The sequence below is a fragment of the Rhodococcus sp. Leaf278 genome (assembly GCF_001426085.1).
In the GTDB taxonomy this organism is placed as follows: domain Bacteria; phylum Actinomycetota; class Actinomycetes; order Mycobacteriales; family Mycobacteriaceae; genus Rhodococcoides.
In genome coordinates this window covers 17167-35563 of the sequence record NZ_LMRR01000003.1, presented here as the reverse complement: position 1 = coordinate 35563, position 18397 = coordinate 17167, and the positions used below count along the sequence as shown (strand labels likewise).

13 protein-coding genes are annotated in these 18397 nt (G+C 64.5%); 5 read left to right on the top strand and 8 right to left on the bottom strand.

Going from position 1 to position 18397, the window contains the following annotated elements:
- Nucleotides 1-21 precede the first annotated feature (21 nt).
- The 6 genes from ASG84_RS04525 to ASG84_RS04500 all read right to left on the bottom strand — a co-directional run bounded on the left by ASG84_RS04525 (nt 22) and on the right by ASG84_RS04500 (nt 7074).
- Entirely contained in the window at nt 22-831 is an 810-nt protein-coding gene (locus ASG84_RS04525) for a hypothetical protein (RefSeq protein WP_057475846.1), read from the bottom strand.
- A gap of 184 nt (nt 832-1015) precedes the next feature.
- A complete protein-coding gene (locus ASG84_RS04520) occupies nt 1016-2614 on the bottom strand; it encodes an FAD-dependent oxidoreductase (RefSeq protein WP_156399388.1) in 1599 nt (532 codons plus the stop codon).
- Nucleotides 2615-2674: 60 nt separating this feature from the next.
- Entirely contained in the window at nt 2675-3694 is a 1020-nt protein-coding gene (locus tag ASG84_RS04515) for an AurF N-oxygenase family protein (RefSeq protein WP_057475844.1), read from the bottom strand.
- 92 nt (nt 3695-3786) lie between these two features.
- Nucleotides 3787-5091 carry a T3SS (YopN, CesT) and YbjN peptide-binding chaperone 1 gene (locus ASG84_RS04510; protein WP_057475843.1) on the bottom strand — a complete coding sequence of 435 codons (1305 nt, stop codon included), beginning with the start codon at nt 5089-5091 and terminating at the stop codon, nt 3787-3789.
- A 91-nt stretch (nt 5092-5182) separates the two neighbouring features.
- The gene (locus ASG84_RS04505; protein ID WP_057475842.1) at nt 5183-6352 is read right to left on the bottom strand and encodes a hypothetical protein; all 1170 of its coding nucleotides are present in this window, start codon (nt 6350-6352) and stop codon (nt 5183-5185) included.
- Between the two features lie 47 nt (nt 6353-6399).
- Nucleotides 6400-7074: an NUDIX hydrolase gene (locus tag ASG84_RS04500; RefSeq protein WP_156399387.1), complete on the bottom strand. Its 675-nt coding sequence runs from the start codon at nt 7072-7074 to the stop codon at nt 6400-6402.
- Between the two features lie 62 nt (nt 7075-7136).
- Between ASG84_RS04500 and ASG84_RS04495 the strand changes: the two genes are divergently transcribed.
- Together ASG84_RS04495 and ASG84_RS04490 are read left to right on the top strand one after the other, a co-directional pair.
- Complete coding sequence (locus tag ASG84_RS04495) at nt 7137-8063, top strand: ADP-ribosylglycohydrolase family protein (protein WP_057475840.1); 927 nt, start codon at nt 7137-7139, stop codon at nt 8061-8063.
- Nucleotides 8060-8569 carry an O-acetyl-ADP-ribose deacetylase gene (locus tag ASG84_RS04490; RefSeq protein WP_057475839.1) on the top strand — a complete coding sequence of 170 codons (510 nt, stop codon included), beginning with the start codon at nt 8060-8062 and terminating at the stop codon, nt 8567-8569. The genes ASG84_RS04495 and ASG84_RS04490 overlap by 4 nt, the downstream gene beginning before the upstream one ends.
- On the opposite strand, the gene ASG84_RS28060 is transcribed toward ASG84_RS04490, so the two are convergent.
- Together ASG84_RS28060 and ASG84_RS04480 are read right to left on the bottom strand one after the other, a co-directional pair.
- The gene (locus ASG84_RS28060) at nt 8566-9249 is read right to left on the bottom strand and encodes an excalibur calcium-binding domain-containing protein (protein WP_082520806.1); all 684 of its coding nucleotides are present in this window, start codon (nt 9247-9249) and stop codon (nt 8566-8568) included. The two genes, ASG84_RS04490 and ASG84_RS28060, sit on opposite strands and share 4 nt — an antisense overlap.
- A gap of 169 nt (nt 9250-9418) precedes the next feature.
- Complete coding sequence (locus ASG84_RS04480) at nt 9419-9769, bottom strand: VOC family protein (RefSeq protein WP_057475837.1); 351 nt, start codon at nt 9767-9769, stop codon at nt 9419-9421.
- A gap of 151 nt (nt 9770-9920) precedes the next feature.
- On the opposite strand from ASG84_RS04480, the gene recC reads away from it, so the two are divergent.
- The 3 genes from recC to recD are packed head-to-tail and all read left to right on the top strand — an operon-like array spanning nt 9921 to nt 18393.
- On the top strand, nt 9921-13202 hold the full coding sequence (recC, locus tag ASG84_RS04475; RefSeq protein WP_057475836.1) for an exodeoxyribonuclease V subunit gamma: 3282 nt from the start codon (nt 9921-9923) through the stop codon (nt 13200-13202).
- Nucleotides 13199-16534, top strand: coding sequence for a UvrD-helicase domain-containing protein (locus tag ASG84_RS04470; protein WP_057475835.1), 3336 nt, complete (start codon nt 13199-13201; stop codon nt 16532-16534). The genes recC and ASG84_RS04470 overlap by 4 nt, the downstream gene beginning before the upstream one ends.
- Complete coding sequence (gene recD, locus ASG84_RS04465; RefSeq protein WP_057475834.1) at nt 16531-18393, top strand: exodeoxyribonuclease V subunit alpha; 1863 nt, start codon at nt 16531-16533, stop codon at nt 18391-18393. The genes ASG84_RS04470 and recD overlap by 4 nt, the downstream gene beginning before the upstream one ends.
- Nucleotides 18394-18397: the final 4 nt, after the last annotated feature.

Below are 18397 nucleotides of genomic sequence, written 5' to 3'. Positions count from 1 at the left end.
ACGACAGACTATTCGAACGTGTCAGCGAGGGGCGAGCATCTGGAGCAGTTCTTCGACGGTCGGCAGGCCTGGAATCACGGGAAGGTCGGGAACAGGAGCGGGGGCGGGCGGTGCCGTCAACTCGACATCGCCGAGCGTGGCCAGGACATCGTCGGTATTGGAGCGGGTCGGTCCGTATGTATTGGATGCAACGACGAAATCAGTGCCGATCGACGCCGATGCAACCACACTCGATCGGTCGTCGGCCCATCCCCACTTGCTTCCGATCACGCCCGGCAACAGCGAGGTACCCCAGTTCTGGGCAAACCCGTCCCGTGCCACGGGAGCGGCCGTGGTCATCCAAGCCAGAACGGGGCTGGCGGGATCGGTGCGCTTCTTGGCTGCCAGGAATCGCACGGTGTCGGCTGTGCTGGTGTACGAACTGCCCCAGAAGCCGCCCCGCGAGGTGGAGGTGAGCCCGAACTCCGCCGCAGTTGCATCGATGGCCTGGGGGTACTTGTTGTCGAGTACGGAGGCGGCGCTGTCGTCGCTGACCTGGACCATACGAGCGGCCAGATCCCGATCACGTGGGGAGCCGTCGCCGCGTCGTACGACGTAATCGGCCATGTACAGCTTGACCGTCGACAACCCCGGACGGGCGGAGTTGTCCTCTGGACTACCGACGTACGTCCCGGTCGGCACGTGTTCGTACGAGATCGAGGTTCGGGACGGCACGTCGGCGAGGTCAGCGGGTGTCGGCAGAGCTTGCGCGGGTGCAGCGCAGGTCAGAGCCATGGCAATACCGACAATTGGGACAGCTGCTCTGCCGATTGCGCGACGTAGGCCCGGCATCTCGGTCTCCTCGAGGTGTAGGCCCGCCGCTGTTCGGTGGCCGATGGGTGAAGCTACCCCGATGGTAGACGGTTCAACCTCGCGCCGCCTTTTCGAGTTCTGAGGCCCTCGTCACCTGAATGAATGTGGCTTTGTTGCAGTTGGAGTGACTGGTGGGCGCATTGATCCCAACGGGGGTGAGCAGTCAGGACCGGCGCAACGTCGACAGCATCTCTCGCGAGCGTCGCAGTGGCCCTCTGTTCGACTCGCCGGGCCAAGAGCTGGGCGATTGGATCGGGTCGGTCAGGCGACCCGAGTTGAAGTCGTCGACCAGATGTCCGACGGTTTCCTGGGCGCAAGACTTGTTGGTGCCGATGAACCCCGAGGGCCCGCGCTTGATCCAGCCGGTGACATAGCTGCCGATCGATGTCTGCCCACCGGATTCCTGCAATACCCGGCCGCCGGTGTTCGGAATGATGCCGGCGCGATCGTCGAAGGGAACTCCGGGCAGCGCAACTCCGCGGTAGCCGATGGAGGTGAGCACGAGTCCGGCGTCGAGGGTGTCGAATTCACCGGTCGCAATGCTGCGCACAACGTCGTCGCCGTCGGCGGTCAGACCCATCCGCTCGAACTCGATGCCCGTCACTCGATCGGTACCCACGATGCGGGTGGGAGAGAGCAGGTATCGCAGCGTGATGCGCTTCCGGCCGTCGCTGTGCTCGGGGGATTCGTCGACGTGGCGGAGAAGTTGAAGCTTCTGGGCCACAGCGTGAGGTAGGTCGTCGGTCGCGGCGAGGCGCACCGTCACCGGGTCGAGTGCGAGTTCGCTACGGTCGATGGCCAGATCGATATCGGGGACAGTGAGAAGTCCGGCGAACTCGGGAACGGTGAATGCGGACTGGGCTACGCCTCGCCGGCCGACGACGACGACCTCGCGAATGGAGCTGTGGCGCAGGGCGTCCAGGGCGTGGGGTGCGATGTCGGTCTGGGCGAGCGCTTCGGGATCCATCGTCAGGATGCGGGCGACGTCCAGTGCCACGTTGCCGTTGCCGATGACGACGGCGCGTTCGTGCGAGAGATCGAATGTGCGGTGCGCATGATCGGGGTGGCCGTTGTACCAGGCGACGAAATCGGTTGCCGAACTGCGGCCCGGCAATTCGGCACCGGGAATGCGGAGTTCCCGATCCGACGATGCCCCCACTGCGTAGATGACGGCGTGGTGGGTGTCCATCAATTCGTCGTGGGTGATGTCCTTGCCGACCTCCACACCGAGGTGGAAGGTGAATCCCTCTTGCGCGGAGATGGTCTCGAACAGGCGCGATACCTGACGGGTCTTCTGGTGGTCGGGTGCGACACCGAGACGGGCGAGGCCGTGTGGTTGCGGGAGTCTGTCGTAGACATCGACTTTCACGCCCGGCTGGGTGAGTAGCTCGTCCGCCGCGTACATTGCCGACGGTCCGGATCCGACGATCGCGACTCGGAGGGGCTGACGATCACGCGAGACCGATGCAGCCGGTGTGACCGGTGCCAGGATCGGCCGAGGCGGCCGTTCCTGCTTGTAGAAGTCTGCGTTGATCGTCAGGAACGGCAGTTGCGCCTCGGTCAGTTTCGCTTGCGGCACAATGGCGTCGACCGGGCAGGCCGAGACGCATGCGCCGCAGTCGACACACGATTGCGGGTCGATGTGCAGCATCTCCGCCGTCAGGAAGTCCGGCTCGTCGGGGGTGGGATGAATGCAGTTGACGGGACACGCAAAGACGCACGACGCGTCGCTGCAACATGATTGGGTGACGACGTGGGGCATGAGGGTTCCTGACGGCGGGCGCTGCTGTACGGATAACTGGCGCGTGGGGTGTCGAGAGGGCTATGCGGCGAACTGGCTCGAGCTGCGATCGGGCTCGCTGCGGAAACGTGAGGCCTTGCCGTCGATTCCGCACATCTTCCACATCAGACGAGCCGCACGATTCATCATGCCGGTGTCGGTGGCCAGCATGCGAACATCGCCGAAGTAGTCCTGCAGCGCGTGCTGCGATTCCGGGGTACCCCAGAACAGATCCTTCTTCACCTGCTTCGGGATGTCGAACTTCGTCCAGAACTTCTTCGGCGGAATGACGATGACGTCGCACAGGATGCGCATCGTGATCGGGAATGCCAGTGAGAGCAAGAACCGCCCCACCTTGGACATCTTGGGGACTCGTCGACGTAGCAGTTGGTGCGCGAACGAGATGTGTCGCGCTTCCTCGGCCACGTGAATGGCCATGACGCTCTGCATGATCGGGTGGATGTCGTCACCGGACCGCAGAACCGATTTCTGAATGTGGTCGATCGGTTCTTCGCCTGCGAGAACGCCGACGAAGAACAGTTCCGGCAGCAGCGTGGCGAACAGCGGAACGAACGGAGACAGCATCTTCATCGGCCTGCTCATGCCGGGTGCATCGGAACCGACGCGGTTGACCATCTCCTGGAACATCAGGGTGTGGTTGCACTCTTCGATCGATTCGTGGGTGCAGTAGCGCGCCTCAGCGGAGCCGTTGGGCAGCGAAAATACGTACTGCATCATGCCGCGGATCAGAATGTTCTCGAACTGCAGACCGACCTTCGCGACATTGGCCTGACGCCACATACCGATCTCGATCTGCCTGTCGAGTGGAAGCGCCTGGTACCAGGCGTGGCCGCCGATCGGATCGGTTTTGGCCGGCAGTACCCACCGTGGATCGTTCGCTGGTACAGCGAACTTCTCGGACTCCCAGTCGATGTCCACGTAGGGATCGAAATGCTTGTGCACCGAACCCTCGGACAGCAACGTGAGCGTCTCGACGTACTGCTGCTCGTCCGCAGTGTCGGCATCGACCGAAACGGACGCATTGCTTGTCGTCAGTGTCATGGCTTCTCCAAACGAAGTGCGAACATGGGGTTAATGTAACCCTAGTTAACACAAAAGGGAAGCGTGTCGAGGAGACTCCGATCGGCGGTGGTCTATTGGTCGTCCGAACGCTCTTCGGACACCTCGGCCACTTCGTCGGTCTCGAACAGCTGGAGCTGAATCGCCGACGGATCGACCACCGGCGTGACCTGCTCGGGAGTGCTGCGCAGCACGTCGCGGAGGGCGGCGACGGCCCGGGCCCAGTTGGCCGCTTCCCGATCTGCTTCGTCGACGTCGCAGTGCTCGTCGCCCAGATCCGCGGCCACCGCCATCCCACGCCATGACGCTTCTTGTTCTGCGCTGATTCGGAGATACGACACGACGACATCGCGATCGGACGAGCAACACTCGAGAACTACATGGAGGTCGAGCGCTTCGTCCTCGGAGCGGGCGAGTAGGTCGACGAGTTCGAGTAGACCGTCGGGGAAGTCCTCCGCCTCGACCGGGGGTGGCGTCGGCTCCCCGAGTACGCCTCCGAAATCCTCGGCGAACTTGTCGTCGACCTGCTCCCACACGTGGCTTAGCATGCGCACCGCCCACAGCAGGTGGTCGGCAACGAAGGGTGACCCGCTGACGCGTACCTGAGCGACGATGCAGTCCTGAACCAGGTGCAGCATCACATCCGGAAGTTGCAGGTTCAGGTCGACCAACAGTTCCGCCGCGCGCGTGCGACCGGTCACGGCATGGACGAGCGTCGAGTTGATCTCGACCACCGGCTCGGTGGGTTTGACCGATACGTACGCGGTGCCGCCCACGAACCGCAGCGGAATGTCGCCGTCGGGGTCATGGTCCGGCGGGAAGCCGAACCAAGGCTCGAGAGCGCGGTCGACGAGCTGCTGCAGGTGCTCTTTGCCTTTGGGCTGCACGCACAGCGGAACGACGGTGGTATCCGGCTCGGAGGTCGAAGGGTCGAAGCTGGGCACGTCGTATCGGCCGGTGGCGCGTGAGCTCAGGAACGACGGGTGTGGCAGGCCCCAGATGTCACGAAACACCGCAACGGTCTTCTTCGCCAGATCGTCGGACCACGATCTATTGCGATCCACATGCGGGGCAGTCGGACCGGAATCGAAGGAGGTACGAAAACCCAATGCATTCAACGCTTTTCGCTGCTCGCCGGTGATGGCCCGGCTGCTGTGCAGGTGTTCGTTCGCTGGGATCTCGCAGCGAACCCGATCGAGATCCCAGGCGTAGAACTGCACACAGGCGGCGGTGTCGGGGATGCCGTCGGTGGTGTCGTATCGCGATTCGATCACCAATGCATCGCCGTCGCGCATGGCGCTGACGTAGTCGCCGAGCGTGCGCTGGAACTGCATCCAGGCGGCATCGACGTCGAAGTCGAACTCGAGTGAATCGCTCATGTCGGCTCCTTACCCAGATCGCGCTGACGTAACGCGGACACGATCACGCTAGCGGCGACCACCGACACGATCTCGGCGCTCGCGGGGGCGATCACGACGATGCCGAATCCTCGGGCGATCGCTCCAGTGGGTCGTCGAGAGAATCGTCGTCGATCGCACCGAATGGCTGCGCCTCGGCCACGCCGTCCAACACCGCCGGACGTAGAGCGTGCGGAACGGCCAGTACTTCCTCGATCCTGACAAGAATGCCCTGGTCGATCAGCGATCGAACTCGGTGATCGATCAACTGTGCCGTACGCAGATCCTCGCCTTCCAGATCGGCGTAGTCCTCGCCCTCGTTGTTGACCGGGAGCTCGTCGGTCATGGCGGCGAGCAGGGTCTGCACCGCAAACGTGTTGGCCAGGGAACGCGACACGTCGGGGTCGTCGGCATCTCCCGACAGCTGCACCCGCACATGTTCGGCAACCAGTTCGTGCACGGTCTCCGCGCCGCGACCGGCCAGTGAATGCGCATTGTCGCCCGGCCTCGCGGTGTCACCGTCGATGCGAATCAACTCTGTCGCGATGGCCGTCGACCAGTAGTCGACCGCGGCGACGCCCGAGCCCACTTCGGTGGGATCGAACGGAGCCGAACCGGCTGCGCGCTGAAGATCGGCATCGTCCGAGACCGACAGCCCATCGGCGACCCGAGCGACTATGTCGTCCAGTGCCGGCAGCAGTGGAAGCGCCGAGATGGCCGCCAGTTCCTGTTCGAGCGACACGTCGGGAAGGTCGATGTCGTCGGCGTCGAGCATGTCGGGCTCGTCGCCCTCCAGGAAGTCCGAAAGATCTTCCATGCAGTGCGCGTAGTCCTCGGGCGTTCCGTCCCAGAGGTCGGTCTCGTCGAGGAAAGTCAGGTACTGCAGGGAGGTGAGTACGAGGTTAATCGCGGTGTCCTCGGCCGTCTCGGACTCCTCCTGCAGGATGCGTTCCGCGGCGTCCACCAGCAGGTGTGCGTCGGCGGGCAGCCAGGCGCTGGGGGAGAATCCGTTCCGTGCTCCGGAGAGTTGGGTGAGCGTCGACGAGACGAGCCGTGAGATCGCCTCCGACTGTTCCGACATCTCGCTGTCGTCGAGCCACTCCACGAACCCGTCGATCAGGTCGGCGATCCGTTCGCCGGCGGCCCCGGACGGAGCCGGCCGAGATTGCTGATGACGCCGTTGCCGGGCCTTGGTCTTTTCTGCACGCTTCTGTCCGCGGTTGGCAGGCCGCTTCGATCCCATGACTGGCAGCCTATCTGCTGGGATGTCCAGTTTCGTCGGTCCATGCGTCAGTCGAGCAGGAACGCGCCGGCCGAAGGGGGAAGCGTCGGTCTCGGAAGACGGCGATACAGTTCCGCCGGCCGGCCACCGCCCGCGGCCGACGTGGTGCCCGTTCCCTCGAGAGAGCCCAGGACATGGCGTCGAAACGTGTCTTTCGGGAGCGGGCGATCGAACACGATCTCGTAGAGCTCACGCAGTTCGAGAAGCGTGAATTCCTCGTCGATCAGCAACGCAGGATCTACCTCACGTGCGTAGCGTTCACGCAGTTCGAGAACGGCTTCGGTCACCATCTCGCTGTGGTCGAAGGCGAGCGGTGACGCCGGTTCTCCGTTGGCGATCAGAACGAATTCATGAGTCGCAGAGAGTAATCGGGTCGAGACCGCGGCGCTGTGTGCCATCGACAGAACCCATCCACGGTCGTCCCGATGTGGGGCGTCGAACATTCTCAGTTGGTGAAATGTGAGATCGACGATGCCGGCCTTGGTGCGCAGCGCTCGGTCTGCTGCGTCGGCGAGATTCTCCTCGGGTCGCAGGAACGTGCCCGGTAGAGCGTGGCCCCGTTCGGTCGGGACCACGACCACGTGCAATCGATTGTCGCGGACGGTCAGTACGGCCACGTCGACAGCCACGGAGGGGCGGGGGTAGTCGGTCAGAGCATTGCCGTCTTGGTCTCGCCAGGTCATGTGTTGCATCTTAGCGTGAATGTGATCTAAGCTTAGATCAACATCGAGCTAAGGGGTACAGAATGCATTTGTCCGACATTCAGTCCGATCGAGCGAGGGGCGTGCTGCTCGGAACCGCAGTAGGAGACGCGCTGGGCGCGGGTTACGAGTTCGGTTATCCCTCTCCGGAGGCCGAGATCGACATGATCGGGGGCGGGTCGTTCGACTGGGCACCAGGGGAATGGACCGACGACACCTCGATGGCGGTGTGCGTCGCGCGAGCACTGGAAACCGGCGGAGACGTCGACGACATTGCCGAGAACTTTCGCGCATGGTTCGCGCAGGACCCTCCCGACGTAGGAAATCAAACACGGTCCGTGCTCTCGCAGACCACACGCACCGGCGCCGAGATGACGGCGGTGGCAGCGTCGCTGCCGGGCAGAACCGGTGGCAACGGATCGCTGATGCGTACCGCGCCCGTCGCGCTGGCCTACCTCGACGGCGCAGCGGGCTGTCTGGCGGCGGCCTCGCGAATCAGTGCCCTGACCCATTCCGACCCACGGGCCGGTGACGCGTGTCAATTGTGGAGTCACGCAATCCGATACGCAGTTCTGCACGGTACGTACGACGGCATTGCCGAGTTCCTCGACGAGGCTGCCGCCGAGGTGCGGGACTACTGGCGGCCGCTGGTTCTCCAGGCGCAGGTGGGAGAGCCTGCCGGCTTTTCCCACAACGGCTGGGTGGTGCACGCACTGCAGACTGCGTGGTGGGCAATTCACCGCAGCGTCGACGCCGAACGGCCATTGTCTGCCGCTCTGGAATTGTGCGTTCGTGCGGGCGGCGACACCGACACCACAGCGGCCATTGCCGGAGGACTCCTCGGAGCGCGCTGGGGAGCCTCGGCCGTACCGAGCGAATGGCGCAACATCGTCCACGGTTACCCCGGGCTTCGCGCCGACGATCTGGACCGAATCACCTCCAAGATCATTGCAGTGAAGGGACTTTCATGACCATCATCGACGTCGTTCAGGGTGACATCACGGACGTGGCGGCCAACGCGATCGTGAACGCCGCCAATGCACGTCTGCTCGGCGGCGGTGGGGTCGACGGTGCTATCCACCGCGCCGGCGGGCCGACGATCCTCTCGGAATGCAAGGCACTGCGGGCCACCACGCTGCCGCACGGTCTCGACGTCGGCGCGGCCGTCGCGACCACCGCCGGCAGATTGCGAGCCGACTGTGTCATCCACACCGTCGGTCCGCGGTACTCCCAGCACGAGGACAGATCGGAGTTGCTGCGCTCGTGCTACGCCCGAAGTCTGGCCCTCGCTGCGTCGATGAATCTGAAGTCGATCGCATTTCCCTTGATATCCGGCGGATCCTTCGGATGGCCGATGCACGACGCGGTGACCCAGCAAGTGGTGGCCGTGAAGGCGGCGCGGCCGTCGGTCGAACTGATCATGCTGGTCGCGTACTCGAGGGCAAGCGCTGACCTGACGCGACGATTGGTGGGTTAGCTTTCGCAGGCAACGCCGTCGCTGTTGCCGTCGAGCTTCGGCCGGTAGCCGGGCTCACCGATTCGAATATTGCTGGCTCCCGCAGCTTTCGCCGCCTTGCAATTCTCGTAGTACACGCTCTCGGGAACCGTAACCAGCGGCGCGGGAGCGGTGTAGACGGGCTCCGGTGTGTAGACCGGCTCGGGGATGTACACGGGCTCAGGATCGGGCAGCGGGATGTACTCGGTTGTCGTCGGCACCTCGATGATGGCGGCTACTGCTTCGGTCGTCGGGGCCACGGTGGTCGTTGTGGTCGGTGCAGGGGTCGTCGTCGACGGCGGGGCGGACGTCGTCGTGACGGTCGGCAAGGCGGGCACGGCAGCGACGGGGGCGGCGGCGGGGGTCTCGGGTTCGGTGGTGGTCAATCCCATGAGGATCAAAGCGGGGAGGACTGCGATGGCCGGTACCGCCCACCCTCGGCGGCCTCGACTGGGCGACAGAAGCAGATACGCGACGCCCGCTCCGACCATCAGTGCCCCCACGAGTAGTGCACCGAATTCGAACGACACTAGTGCGCCGATCGAAAAGATCGCGCCGAAAACGATTGCAAACCAAGCGAACACCTTCCCGAACAGCGGGCGACGTGGAGTCTCGGGCTCGGGTGCGGGGCGCTGGAAGGGGGGTGGGTACACGCTGGTCATGTTGTTCGTCCTCGGGTCGCGAAGGGTGTCGATGCCGCGGAAACGATGTGCCGCGAGACCGGAAGCAACCACCCGAGTCCGTCCGAACCGGTCGGTCGCATTTCCGTTCACCGTGTCGCATTCGCGGCGTTCGGCGTTACACCCGGCCCGGTAACGGCAACCGCGTCGATCAGTAGTGTTCGCGAAAGCCGCCGATCGCGGTGATCGAATTGCCGTCGGGATCGACAACGGTGCTCAGGCGAACGCCCTTGTTCGCGTCGACGATGTCGCCGAACTCGACTCCACGTGAGCGCGCCGACGCGACGAACGATTCGAGATCGTCGACGGCGACGTTGAATTGCGACGCGCCTGCTCGCTCGGGATCGACGGTGACCTGCACCCATGCAGCGGGGGCGGCCTGCCACTCCACCAGACTCGGCATCGGGTTGTTGTCTGCGGGCCGATCGAACAGCCGCCGGTACCAGTCGGCGGCCGAACCGATATCGCGTACCGCGATCACTGCAAATACATGCTCGAACATGTCGTTCTCCTTCGCTTCGGCAAGGGGTTCACGGATACTGACCGGGATCGGCGGCCGGACTCATCGCGCAGAACCTGTCGCCAGGCTCGAGTAGGGTCGTCACGAGTCCGAAATCGGGCTTTCCGCTACGAACAGGCAGGGGATCGCAACGGTGTTGACGCTCCACCGCGCAGAGCGTGCAGGAACCCTTGCCGACGCGCTGGCCGATGTTCTGTCCCTGCCGTTGGACGACTCCTTCACACCCGAGATCGTGTCGGTTCCGGCGAAGGGTGTCGAGCGGTGGCTCACCCAACGACTCTCGAGCACCTTGGGCAGTGGGGACGGTGACGGCATCGCCGCGAACATCGATTTTCCGAGCCCGGCCAGGTTGGTCGCACGTGCGGTCGGTGCGGTCGACGACATCGACCCCGACGACGATCCGTGGGCACCGGGCCGAGTGCTCTGGACTGCTCTGAGTGTCATCGACGAGTGCCGCACCGAACCGTGGGCGGCGGTGCTGTTCGAGCATCTGGGTGCGGGGTCCGAGGACCACCGTGTGGGGCGTCGCTGGTCGACGGCGTCTCACGTGGCAGAGCTGTTCCGTGCGTACGGTTCTCAACGACCTGCAATGATTCGTGATTGGTTCGCCGGACGATTCACCGACGGCCTCGGCGGCGATCTCGACGACGACCTGCTGTGGCAACCGCGCGTGTGGAAACTGGTTCGGGAGCGGATCGGCAGTCCCAGCCCCGCCGAGCGGCTGCCCGAGACGTGCGCTCGGCTAAGGGATGCACCGGACACGGTGGACCTACCGAGTCGGTTGTCGGTCTTCGGTCCCACCCGATTGACGACCGACCAACTCGGCATACTGGGTGCGCTCTCGGAGCACCGCGACGTACACATCTGGGTTCCGCATCCCAGCCCGTCCATGTGGAAGGCGCTCGAGAACATTCCCGCGGTGACGCGGCGACGAGGCGACGTGACGGCCCTTGCCGTCGAGCATCCGCTGCTGGCCAGTCTGTCTCGAGACGTCCGGGAACTGCAGGCCACCACCGGATCGGTCGCGGGGCACTCCGTCCACCACGAGGGCCCCGAGATCGCGAACACCCTGCTCGGCCGGATTCAATCGGACATCGCTGCCGACGTATCGCCCACTGCTGCAACGGAATCCGGCGACCACGTGGTTGCTTCGGATGGCACGGTGCAGATCCACGCTTGTCACGGACCCGCCCGGCAGGTCGAAGTTCTACGAGAGTCGCTGCTGCATCTTTTCGCAGGTGATCCGACGCTCGAACCGCGGGACGTGCTGGTGATGTGCCCGGACGTCGAGACCTATGCGCCGTTGATTCGCGCCAACTTCGGGCAGGCAGCGCTGGTGCATCCGGGTCACCGCCTGCGTGTGCGACTCGCCGATCGGGGGTTGCGCCGCACCAACCCCGTGCTCGACGTCATTGCGACTCTTCTCGACTTCTCCGAAGGCCGGGTCACGGCGAGCGAGCTGCTCGACTTCGCCGCCAGCGGTCCGGTGCGTGAGAAGTTCTCGCTGAGCGACGACGACCTCGAACGGCTCCGCGAATGGGTGACGACTTCCGGTGCGCGCTGGGGTCTGACGGTGAGGCAACGAGAAGCATTCGGGTTGAACGGCTTTCGGCAGAACACGTTCAAATCGGCCCTCGACCGGATCCTCCTGGGCGTCGCCGCCGACGAGACCCACAACGAATACCTCGACCTAGCCCTGCCCCTGGACGATGTCGACAGCAACGACATCTCCCTCGCGGGCCGTTTCGCCGAGCTGGTCGATCGGCTCGCCTCGGTACTGCGAGCTCTTGCGGGCCCGGCGTCGGTGACCGAATGGACGCGGCAACTGGGCCGCGCGCTCGACCTGCTCGCCGACGTACCCACTGCCGACGAATGGCAACTGGCACAGGCGCATCGCGAGATCGCCGACGCCACCGAACACGGCGGGTCGGTGGAGCTGCGTCTGGCGGACGTGCGCGCCATGCTGGCGAGGAGACTGGCCGGACGACCCACGAGAGCGAACTTCCGTACTGGCGAGCTGACCGTATGCACCATGGTTCCGATGCGATCAGTACCGCACCGAGTGGTGGTGCTCCTCGGGCTCGACGACGAGGTGTTCCCGCGAGTGGGAAGTATCGACGGAGATGACATCCTCGCCCGCGATCCTGCACTCGGTGAACGAGACATTCGCAGCGAGGATCGGCAGCTGTTGCTCGACGCGGTGATGTCGGCCGAGGAGAAGCTCCTCCTGTTCTACACCGGTGCAGACCCCGTCGACGGTTCGGTCAAGCCGCCCGCGATCCCGCTGCGCGAACTCATGGATGTGCTCGAGGTGACCGCGGGTCGAAGCGTCGAACATCGGCATCCGTTGCAGCCGTTCGATCCTCACAATTTCGAGGCCGAACGTCCGTTCAGTTTCGACACCGTTGCACTGGACGGGGCGGTCTCGCAGCAACGCGCACCCCTGCCCGTACCGCCGTTTCTGCCCGCAGCGCTCCCGCCGGCAGAACGAGGCGATGTGGAACTCGCCGATGTGATCGCCTTCGTCGAGAACCCTGCACAGGCGTTTCTCCGCCAGCGGCTCGGCTTTCGCGTTCCCGAGCTCGAGGACGACCTGGCAGACAGTCTCGACATCGAGTTGGACCCGTTGTCTCGGTGGAACATCGGCGATCGGATGCTTGCCGCGGTGCTCGCGGGCGGAGACATCGGAGAATTCGCCGACGCCGAATGGCGCCGCGGGACTCTTCCGCCGTTTCATCAGGGCCGACGCGAGATGTCCGACATCAGGCAGATCGTCGGAATCATCGCCGACGCGGCCGCGCCTTTCCACCAAGGCCCGGCCGACACCACCGATGTTGCGGTCGATCTCGGCGATGGACGACGCCTGACCGGAACCGTCACCGGAATTCACGGCCATGTTCTGGCGCGTTCGTCCTACTCTCGCCTCGCGGCCAAACATCGACTGGCTGCGTGGGTGCGGTTGCTCGCGGTGTCCGCATCCGAGCCGGGGGACTGGAGCGCCGTCACCATCGGACGGGCCAGCGGCACGCGGCCTCCTCGTCGATCGCGACTGACGGCACCACACGACCCTGTTGCCATCCTGCGTGTGCTGGTGAATCTGCGCGATCGAGGATTGGCGTCGCCGCTGCCGATATCGACCGGCACGGCGTCGGCTTACGCGGAGAAGCGGTTCGGCGGCGGATCCATCGAGGACGGTTACGACTCGGCAGGCTGGTCATGGCGAGGGGACTTCGGCGACGGTAACGATCGCTCGTTGCGGTACATACACGGTCCGACCCTGTCGTTCCAGACACTCTTGGCCGCAACACCTCTCTTCGACGAAACCGAGCCGTCCAACGAAACGAGCCGCTTCGGTGTTCTCGCTCGCACGCTGTGGGACCCATTGCTGACAGCCGAGAACATGGGGAACGCATGACCGCCACCCACGGATTCGACCTACTCGGACCGATGCCGAACGGAACCACCGTGCTCGAGGCCAGCGCCGGTACCGGCAAGACCTACGCGATCGTCGGACTGGCCGCGCGCTACATCGCCGAAGGCATCGCGGAGATTTCCGACCTGCTTCTGGTGACGTTCAGCCGGGCGGCAACCCAGGAACTCCGTGATCGCACTCGCAGCAGATTCGCCTCGATCGCGCAGCATCTTGCAAACCCGGAAGCTGCTCGTGCAGAACGGGATCCACTGGTGGTGTTCCTGGCTTCGGCCGACGACGCCGAGGTGGACCGACGTCGCAGGAGACTGCGAAAGGCGCTGTCGGACTTCGATGCCGGGACCATCGTCACCACCCACAGCTTCTGTCAGCGCATGCTCGACGGGCTCGGGATCGCAGGGGAACGAGAACCGGAATCCACATTCGTCGAATCCGTCTCGGATCTACTCGAGCAGGTCGTGGACGATCTGTACCTGCAGATGTTCAGTGGCGACGATGAAGCGCCTGCATTCAGCAGGCGGGATGCGCACCAGCTGGCATCGTCTGCCGTCGGCGACCAACAGTCGATTCTGTACCCCGACATCGAGAATCTCGACGGTGACGACGGCAACCGCGAGCCTGCGCTGCGCGTACGGTTCGCGCGGGAGGCACGGCGAGAATTGGAACGTCGCAAACGGCTGCTCGGGGTGCGTGACTACAACGATCTGCTCGGACTTCTGCATTCGGTGTTGTCCGATCCCGTGCACGGTGAGGCGGCCTGTGCGCGAGTGCGAGACCGGTTCCGAGTGGTACTGATCGACGAGTTCCAGGACACGGACCCGATGCAATGGGACATTCTGCGACGGGCGTTTCACGGGTCGACGACGCTCATTCTCGTCGGCGACCCGAAGCAAGCGATCTACGCCTTCCGCGGGGCAGAGGTGCTCAGTTACCTCGATGCGGTGCAATCGGCGGACAATCTGTACGAGCTCACTGCCAACTGGCGCAGTGATTCCGGGCTACTCGATGCGCTGCACCATCTCTACGGCGGCGCAGCCCTCGGACACGACGACATCGTCGTTCATCGTGTCGAAGCTCGAAATCCACCATCGCGGATGGTCGGACATACTCCGATGCGGCTGCGCTATCTTCCGCGAACCGGAGCAGGACCCCTGAAACAGGGATTTCCGGCGGTCGATCGACTGCGTTCCAAGGTCGCGGCCGATGTCGCGGCAGACATCGTCGAGTTACTGTCCAGCGGTGCCACGATCGACCGACCGGACGGCCCCCGGGCGATCGAACCGCGAGACGTCGCGGTACTGACCCGAACTACCAAGCAGGTGGCGCTGATTCGAGATGCTCTGGATTCGGTCGGCGTCCCGTCGGTCGTCTCGAGCAGTACCAGCGTGTTCGGCACCGAGAGTGCCCGACACTGGTTGTGGCTGCTGCAGGCGATCGAGCAACCGCATCGCACCGACCGCGTTCGTCTTGCCGCTCTGACCCCGCTGCTCGGGTGGACTGCCGCCCAGCTCGACTCCGGAGCCGAGGACGCCCTGTCCCAGGTGAGCAGCCGACTGCGCGAGTATTCGATCCTCTTCGACGAGGCCGGGTTCGCCGCAGTATTCGAGCGGGTGTCGGCCCAGTCCGGACTCGACGCCCGGCTGCTCGCGGTCGACGCGGGCGAACGGACCATGACCGATCTGCGGCATATCGCCCAATTGCTCAATCGCGCAGCAGTATCCGAGTCGTTGGGAATCACCGCACTCACTCGCTGGCTGACCGACCGCATCAAGGAACCGGCGGCGGGCGGATCCACCGACCGCAGCCGTCGACTCGACAGCGATTCCGCCGCAGTGCAGATCATGACGACACACGGCAGCAAGGGGCTCGAATTCCCCGTCGTGTACCTGCCGTACGCCTGGGACACGTTGTTCTTCAGCAAGCCGTCGACGCTCCTGCTGCACGAGAACGGCGACCGGATTCGAGACGTCGGTGGGCCGTCGGGAGTGGGCTACGCGGCCAGGAAGATGATCAACGACCAGGAGGAAGCAGGAGAGGAACTGCGACTGCTGTACGTCGGTCTGACCCGAGCCGAAAGCCAGATCGTGCTGTGGTGGGCACCGGGCCGGAATACCGCGACGTCCTCGCTGCACCGAATGCTGTTCGGCCGCATACCCGGAATTCCGCAACCGGAGCCCACATACAAGGTTCTCGACGATGCGACTACCGCGAGTCGGCTTCAATCCTGGGTCGGCTCGGCAGCCGACCTCATCTCCATCGAACCGGTGGGGCCCGGTGCACCGTCCACGCAGCATTGGGCGCGGCCCGAGGAACCACTGCTCGATGTTGCCGCCGCGAGGTTCGATCGGAAGCTGGACCTGTTGTGGCGTCGAACGTCCTATTCCGCGTTGACAGCTCACGCTCACGATGCCGCACACCTTCAGCCGGAGGTGGGGGTGACGAGCGAGGCCGAGCATCCCGAGAAGACCGATGAGCCGGCCGAACCCCAATCCGACAGTGACTACCCCGAGGATCCGAGGTTGGAGGGAATCGAGTCACCGATGAATGGCATGCCTGCCGGTGCCGCATTCGGAACGCTCGTGCACGAGGCACTCGAACACGTGGACACCTCGGCCCCCGACTTGCGTGCCGAACTCGAGCTCCGTTGCAGTGCAGCGGTCGCATCGCGGATGGCCGAGGTCGATCCGGTGGCGTTGGCCGCAGCCCTGCTCCCGGTGATGCACACGCCGTTGGGCTTCGGAACACTTGCAGACATCGCGCCCTCCGACCATCTGGCCGAATTGGACTTCGAGCTTCCGCTGGTCGGCGGGGACGATCCGGTGGCAGCGACCGTCACTCTGAAATCCGTCGCGCGGCTCATGCGTCGGCACCTCGATGCGGCTGATCCGCTCGCGTCCTACCCCGATCTGCTCGACGATATCGACGAGACACCGCTGCGCGGCTTCCTCACCGGAAGTATCGACTCGGTTCTCCGAGTGCCGGGACCGCGTTACGTCGTGGTGGACTACAAGACCAACCGGCTCGCCCGAGGTGACCTGACTACAGGGAACTTCACTCGTGAGAAGATGGCGCAGGAAATGATGCGCTCGCACTATCCACTGCAGGCAATTCTGTATGCCGTTGCGCTGCATCGATATCTGCGGTGGCGCCAACCGGGTTACGAACCGCAGGAACACCTCGGCGGAGTCCGGTACCTGTTCGTGCGGGGCATGGTGGGACCACAGACTCCCACCGGGTGCGGGGTGTTCGACTGGAATCCGTCCGCGGCGCTGGTGGTCGAGCTCTCGGATCTGCTTGCCGGAAAGGCGAATCGATGACGAGCGTGACGACCGCACTGCGAGGCGGCGGCCTTCTGCGCACGTTCAACGACGCAGGTGTGCTCACTGCTGCCGACGTGCACGTGGCATTGCGTCTGGGTGCGCTTGCCGGAGAGGCGTCGGAGCATGTGCTGTTGGCCGCCGCGTTGACGGTGCGCGCTGTGCGATCGGGATCGGTGTGCCTCGATCTGCGACGACTGCGAGATGTGACGGTGGACGAGGACTCGGACATCGATCCGGCCGCGCTACCGTGGCCCGATCTCGCGGACGTCCTCGGCGCGTTGAGAGTCAGTCCTCTCGTTCTCGGCAGTGCGAACGGACCGCTGACACCGCTGAAACTGATCGACACCGCTGAGGGCGAACTTCTGTATCTCGACCGATATCACCTGCAGGAGAGCATAGTTCGTGACGTTCTCGACCGGCGGTCGCAGTCTCACCCGCAGTCCGATGCCGCCGAGATCAGCCGTGCGTTGACTCAGCTGTTCATCGACGAATCGGGTGTCCCCACTGTGGCTCCCGACCGTCAGCGGATAGCTGCGGCCCTGGCGGCGACTCAATGGACGACAGTCATCGCAGGCGGGCCGGGAACCGGTAAGACCCACACGGTGGCTCGGATTCTGGCGCTGCTCGTCCGGGAACACGGAAGCGACCTGCGGATCGGGTTGGCGGCACCCACCGGCAAGGCCGCCGCCCGATTGCAGGAGTCGGTGTCCGAACAAGCGGAGCTCCTCGGACTGCCGGTGGACCTGAAGGCGATGACACTGCACCGGCTGCTGGGCTGGAAGCCAGGCAGCAAGACGAGGTTTCGGCATGACGGTGAGAATCGCCTGCCCTACGACGTCATCGTCGTGGACGAAACCTCGATGGTGTCACTGACGATGATGTGCCGACTGCTCGAAGCCGTCCGCCACGAATCACGATTGATCCTGGTCGGCGACCCGGACCAATTGACGTCGGTCGATGCTGGGGCGGTGCTGGCAGACCTCGTGGCTCGGCCGGTCACCGGTATCGAGAACCCGGTCCTGGCACAGCTCGTCGACGAGGATTTCGCCGCCGCCGAGGATCCGGCCGAGGCTGCCCTGAGCCCGTTCGAGCGAGACCGACTGCGCGGGGGCGTCGTTCGGCTCAGTCGAGGCAGACGGTTCGGCGGGGCGATCGCCCAGTTGGCCGTGGCGGTGCGGGACGGCCGGGGCGATGATGTGATGGCACTGCTCGAGTCCGACGCAGAAGAAATCTCCTTCCACGGTCCCGACGACGTGGAGGCGCTGCGTTCGGACGTGATAGAAACCGCAGCCGAAGTCACTGCCGCCGCAGTAGCCGGAGATGCGCCGGCTGCACTTCTGGGTCTGGAGAAGCATCGCTTGCTTTGCGCGCACCGCGAGGGCCGATGGGGTGTTGCACGCTGGGATCGGCAGGCAATGGAGTGGGTGGGTGAGCACAGCGGAACGTTTCTCGATCCGTCACTGTGGTACCCCGGTCAGCCACTGTTGGTAACGGCAAACGATCACGAAGCGCGGATATACAACGGCGACACCGGAGTTGTGGTGTTGGGAGACAACGGAACCGCGATGGCCGCGTTCGCGCGCGGGCGCGGCCATGTGCTGATCCACCCGAACGTGCTCTCGTCGGTTCACACGGTGTACGCAATGACGATCCACCGCAGCCAGGGCAGTCAGTACGACACCGTGTCGGTTCTCCTCCCCGCCGAGGCATCGACACTGCTGACCCGAGAGTTGCTCTACACCGCCATCACTCGCGCGCGACAGCACGTGCGGGTGATCGGCACCGAGGATGCCATTCGAGCGGGCGTCGAGCGTCAGGTGTTGCGGGCAAGCGGTCTGCGACGAACGATCCTCTAGCTTC

What these genes read in the sequence shown, in the direction of transcription:
- ASG84_RS04525 (WP_057475846.1), bottom strand. Translation starts at nt 831, where the DNA reads ATGCCGGGCCTACGTCGCGCAATCGGCAGAGCAGCTGTCCCAATTGTC.
- ASG84_RS04520 (WP_156399388.1), bottom strand. Translation starts at nt 2,614, where the DNA reads ATGCCCCACGTCGTCACCCAATCATGTTGCAGCGACGCGTCGTGCGTC.
- ASG84_RS04515 (WP_057475844.1), bottom strand. Translation starts at nt 3,694, where the DNA reads ATGACACTGACGACAAGCAATGCGTCCGTTTCGGTCGATGCCGACACT.
- ASG84_RS04510 (WP_057475843.1), bottom strand. Translation starts at nt 5,091, where the DNA reads ATGAGCGATTCACTCGAGTTCGACTTCGACGTCGATGCCGCCTGGATG.
- ASG84_RS04505 (WP_057475842.1), bottom strand. Translation starts at nt 6,352, where the DNA reads ATGGGATCGAAGCGGCCTGCCAACCGCGGACAGAAGCGTGCAGAAAAG.
- ASG84_RS04500 (WP_156399387.1), bottom strand. Translation starts at nt 7,074, where the DNA reads ATGACCTGGCGAGACCAAGACGGCAATGCTCTGACCGACTACCCCCGC.
- ASG84_RS04495 (WP_057475840.1), top strand. Translation starts at nt 7,137, where the DNA reads ATGCATTTGTCCGACATTCAGTCCGATCGAGCGAGGGGCGTGCTGCTC.
- ASG84_RS04490 (WP_057475839.1), top strand. Translation starts at nt 8,060, where the DNA reads ATGACCATCATCGACGTCGTTCAGGGTGACATCACGGACGTGGCGGCC.
- ASG84_RS28060 (WP_082520806.1), bottom strand. Translation starts at nt 9,249, where the DNA reads ATGACCAGCGTGTACCCACCCCCCTTCCAGCGCCCCGCACCCGAGCCC.
- ASG84_RS04480 (WP_057475837.1), bottom strand. Translation starts at nt 9,769, where the DNA reads ATGTTCGAGCATGTATTTGCAGTGATCGCGGTACGCGATATCGGTTCG.
- ASG84_RS04470 (WP_057475835.1), top strand. Translation starts at nt 13,199, where the DNA reads ATGACCGCCACCCACGGATTCGACCTACTCGGACCGATGCCGAACGGA.
- recD (WP_057475834.1), top strand. Translation starts at nt 16,531, where the DNA reads ATGACGAGCGTGACGACCGCACTGCGAGGCGGCGGCCTTCTGCGCACG.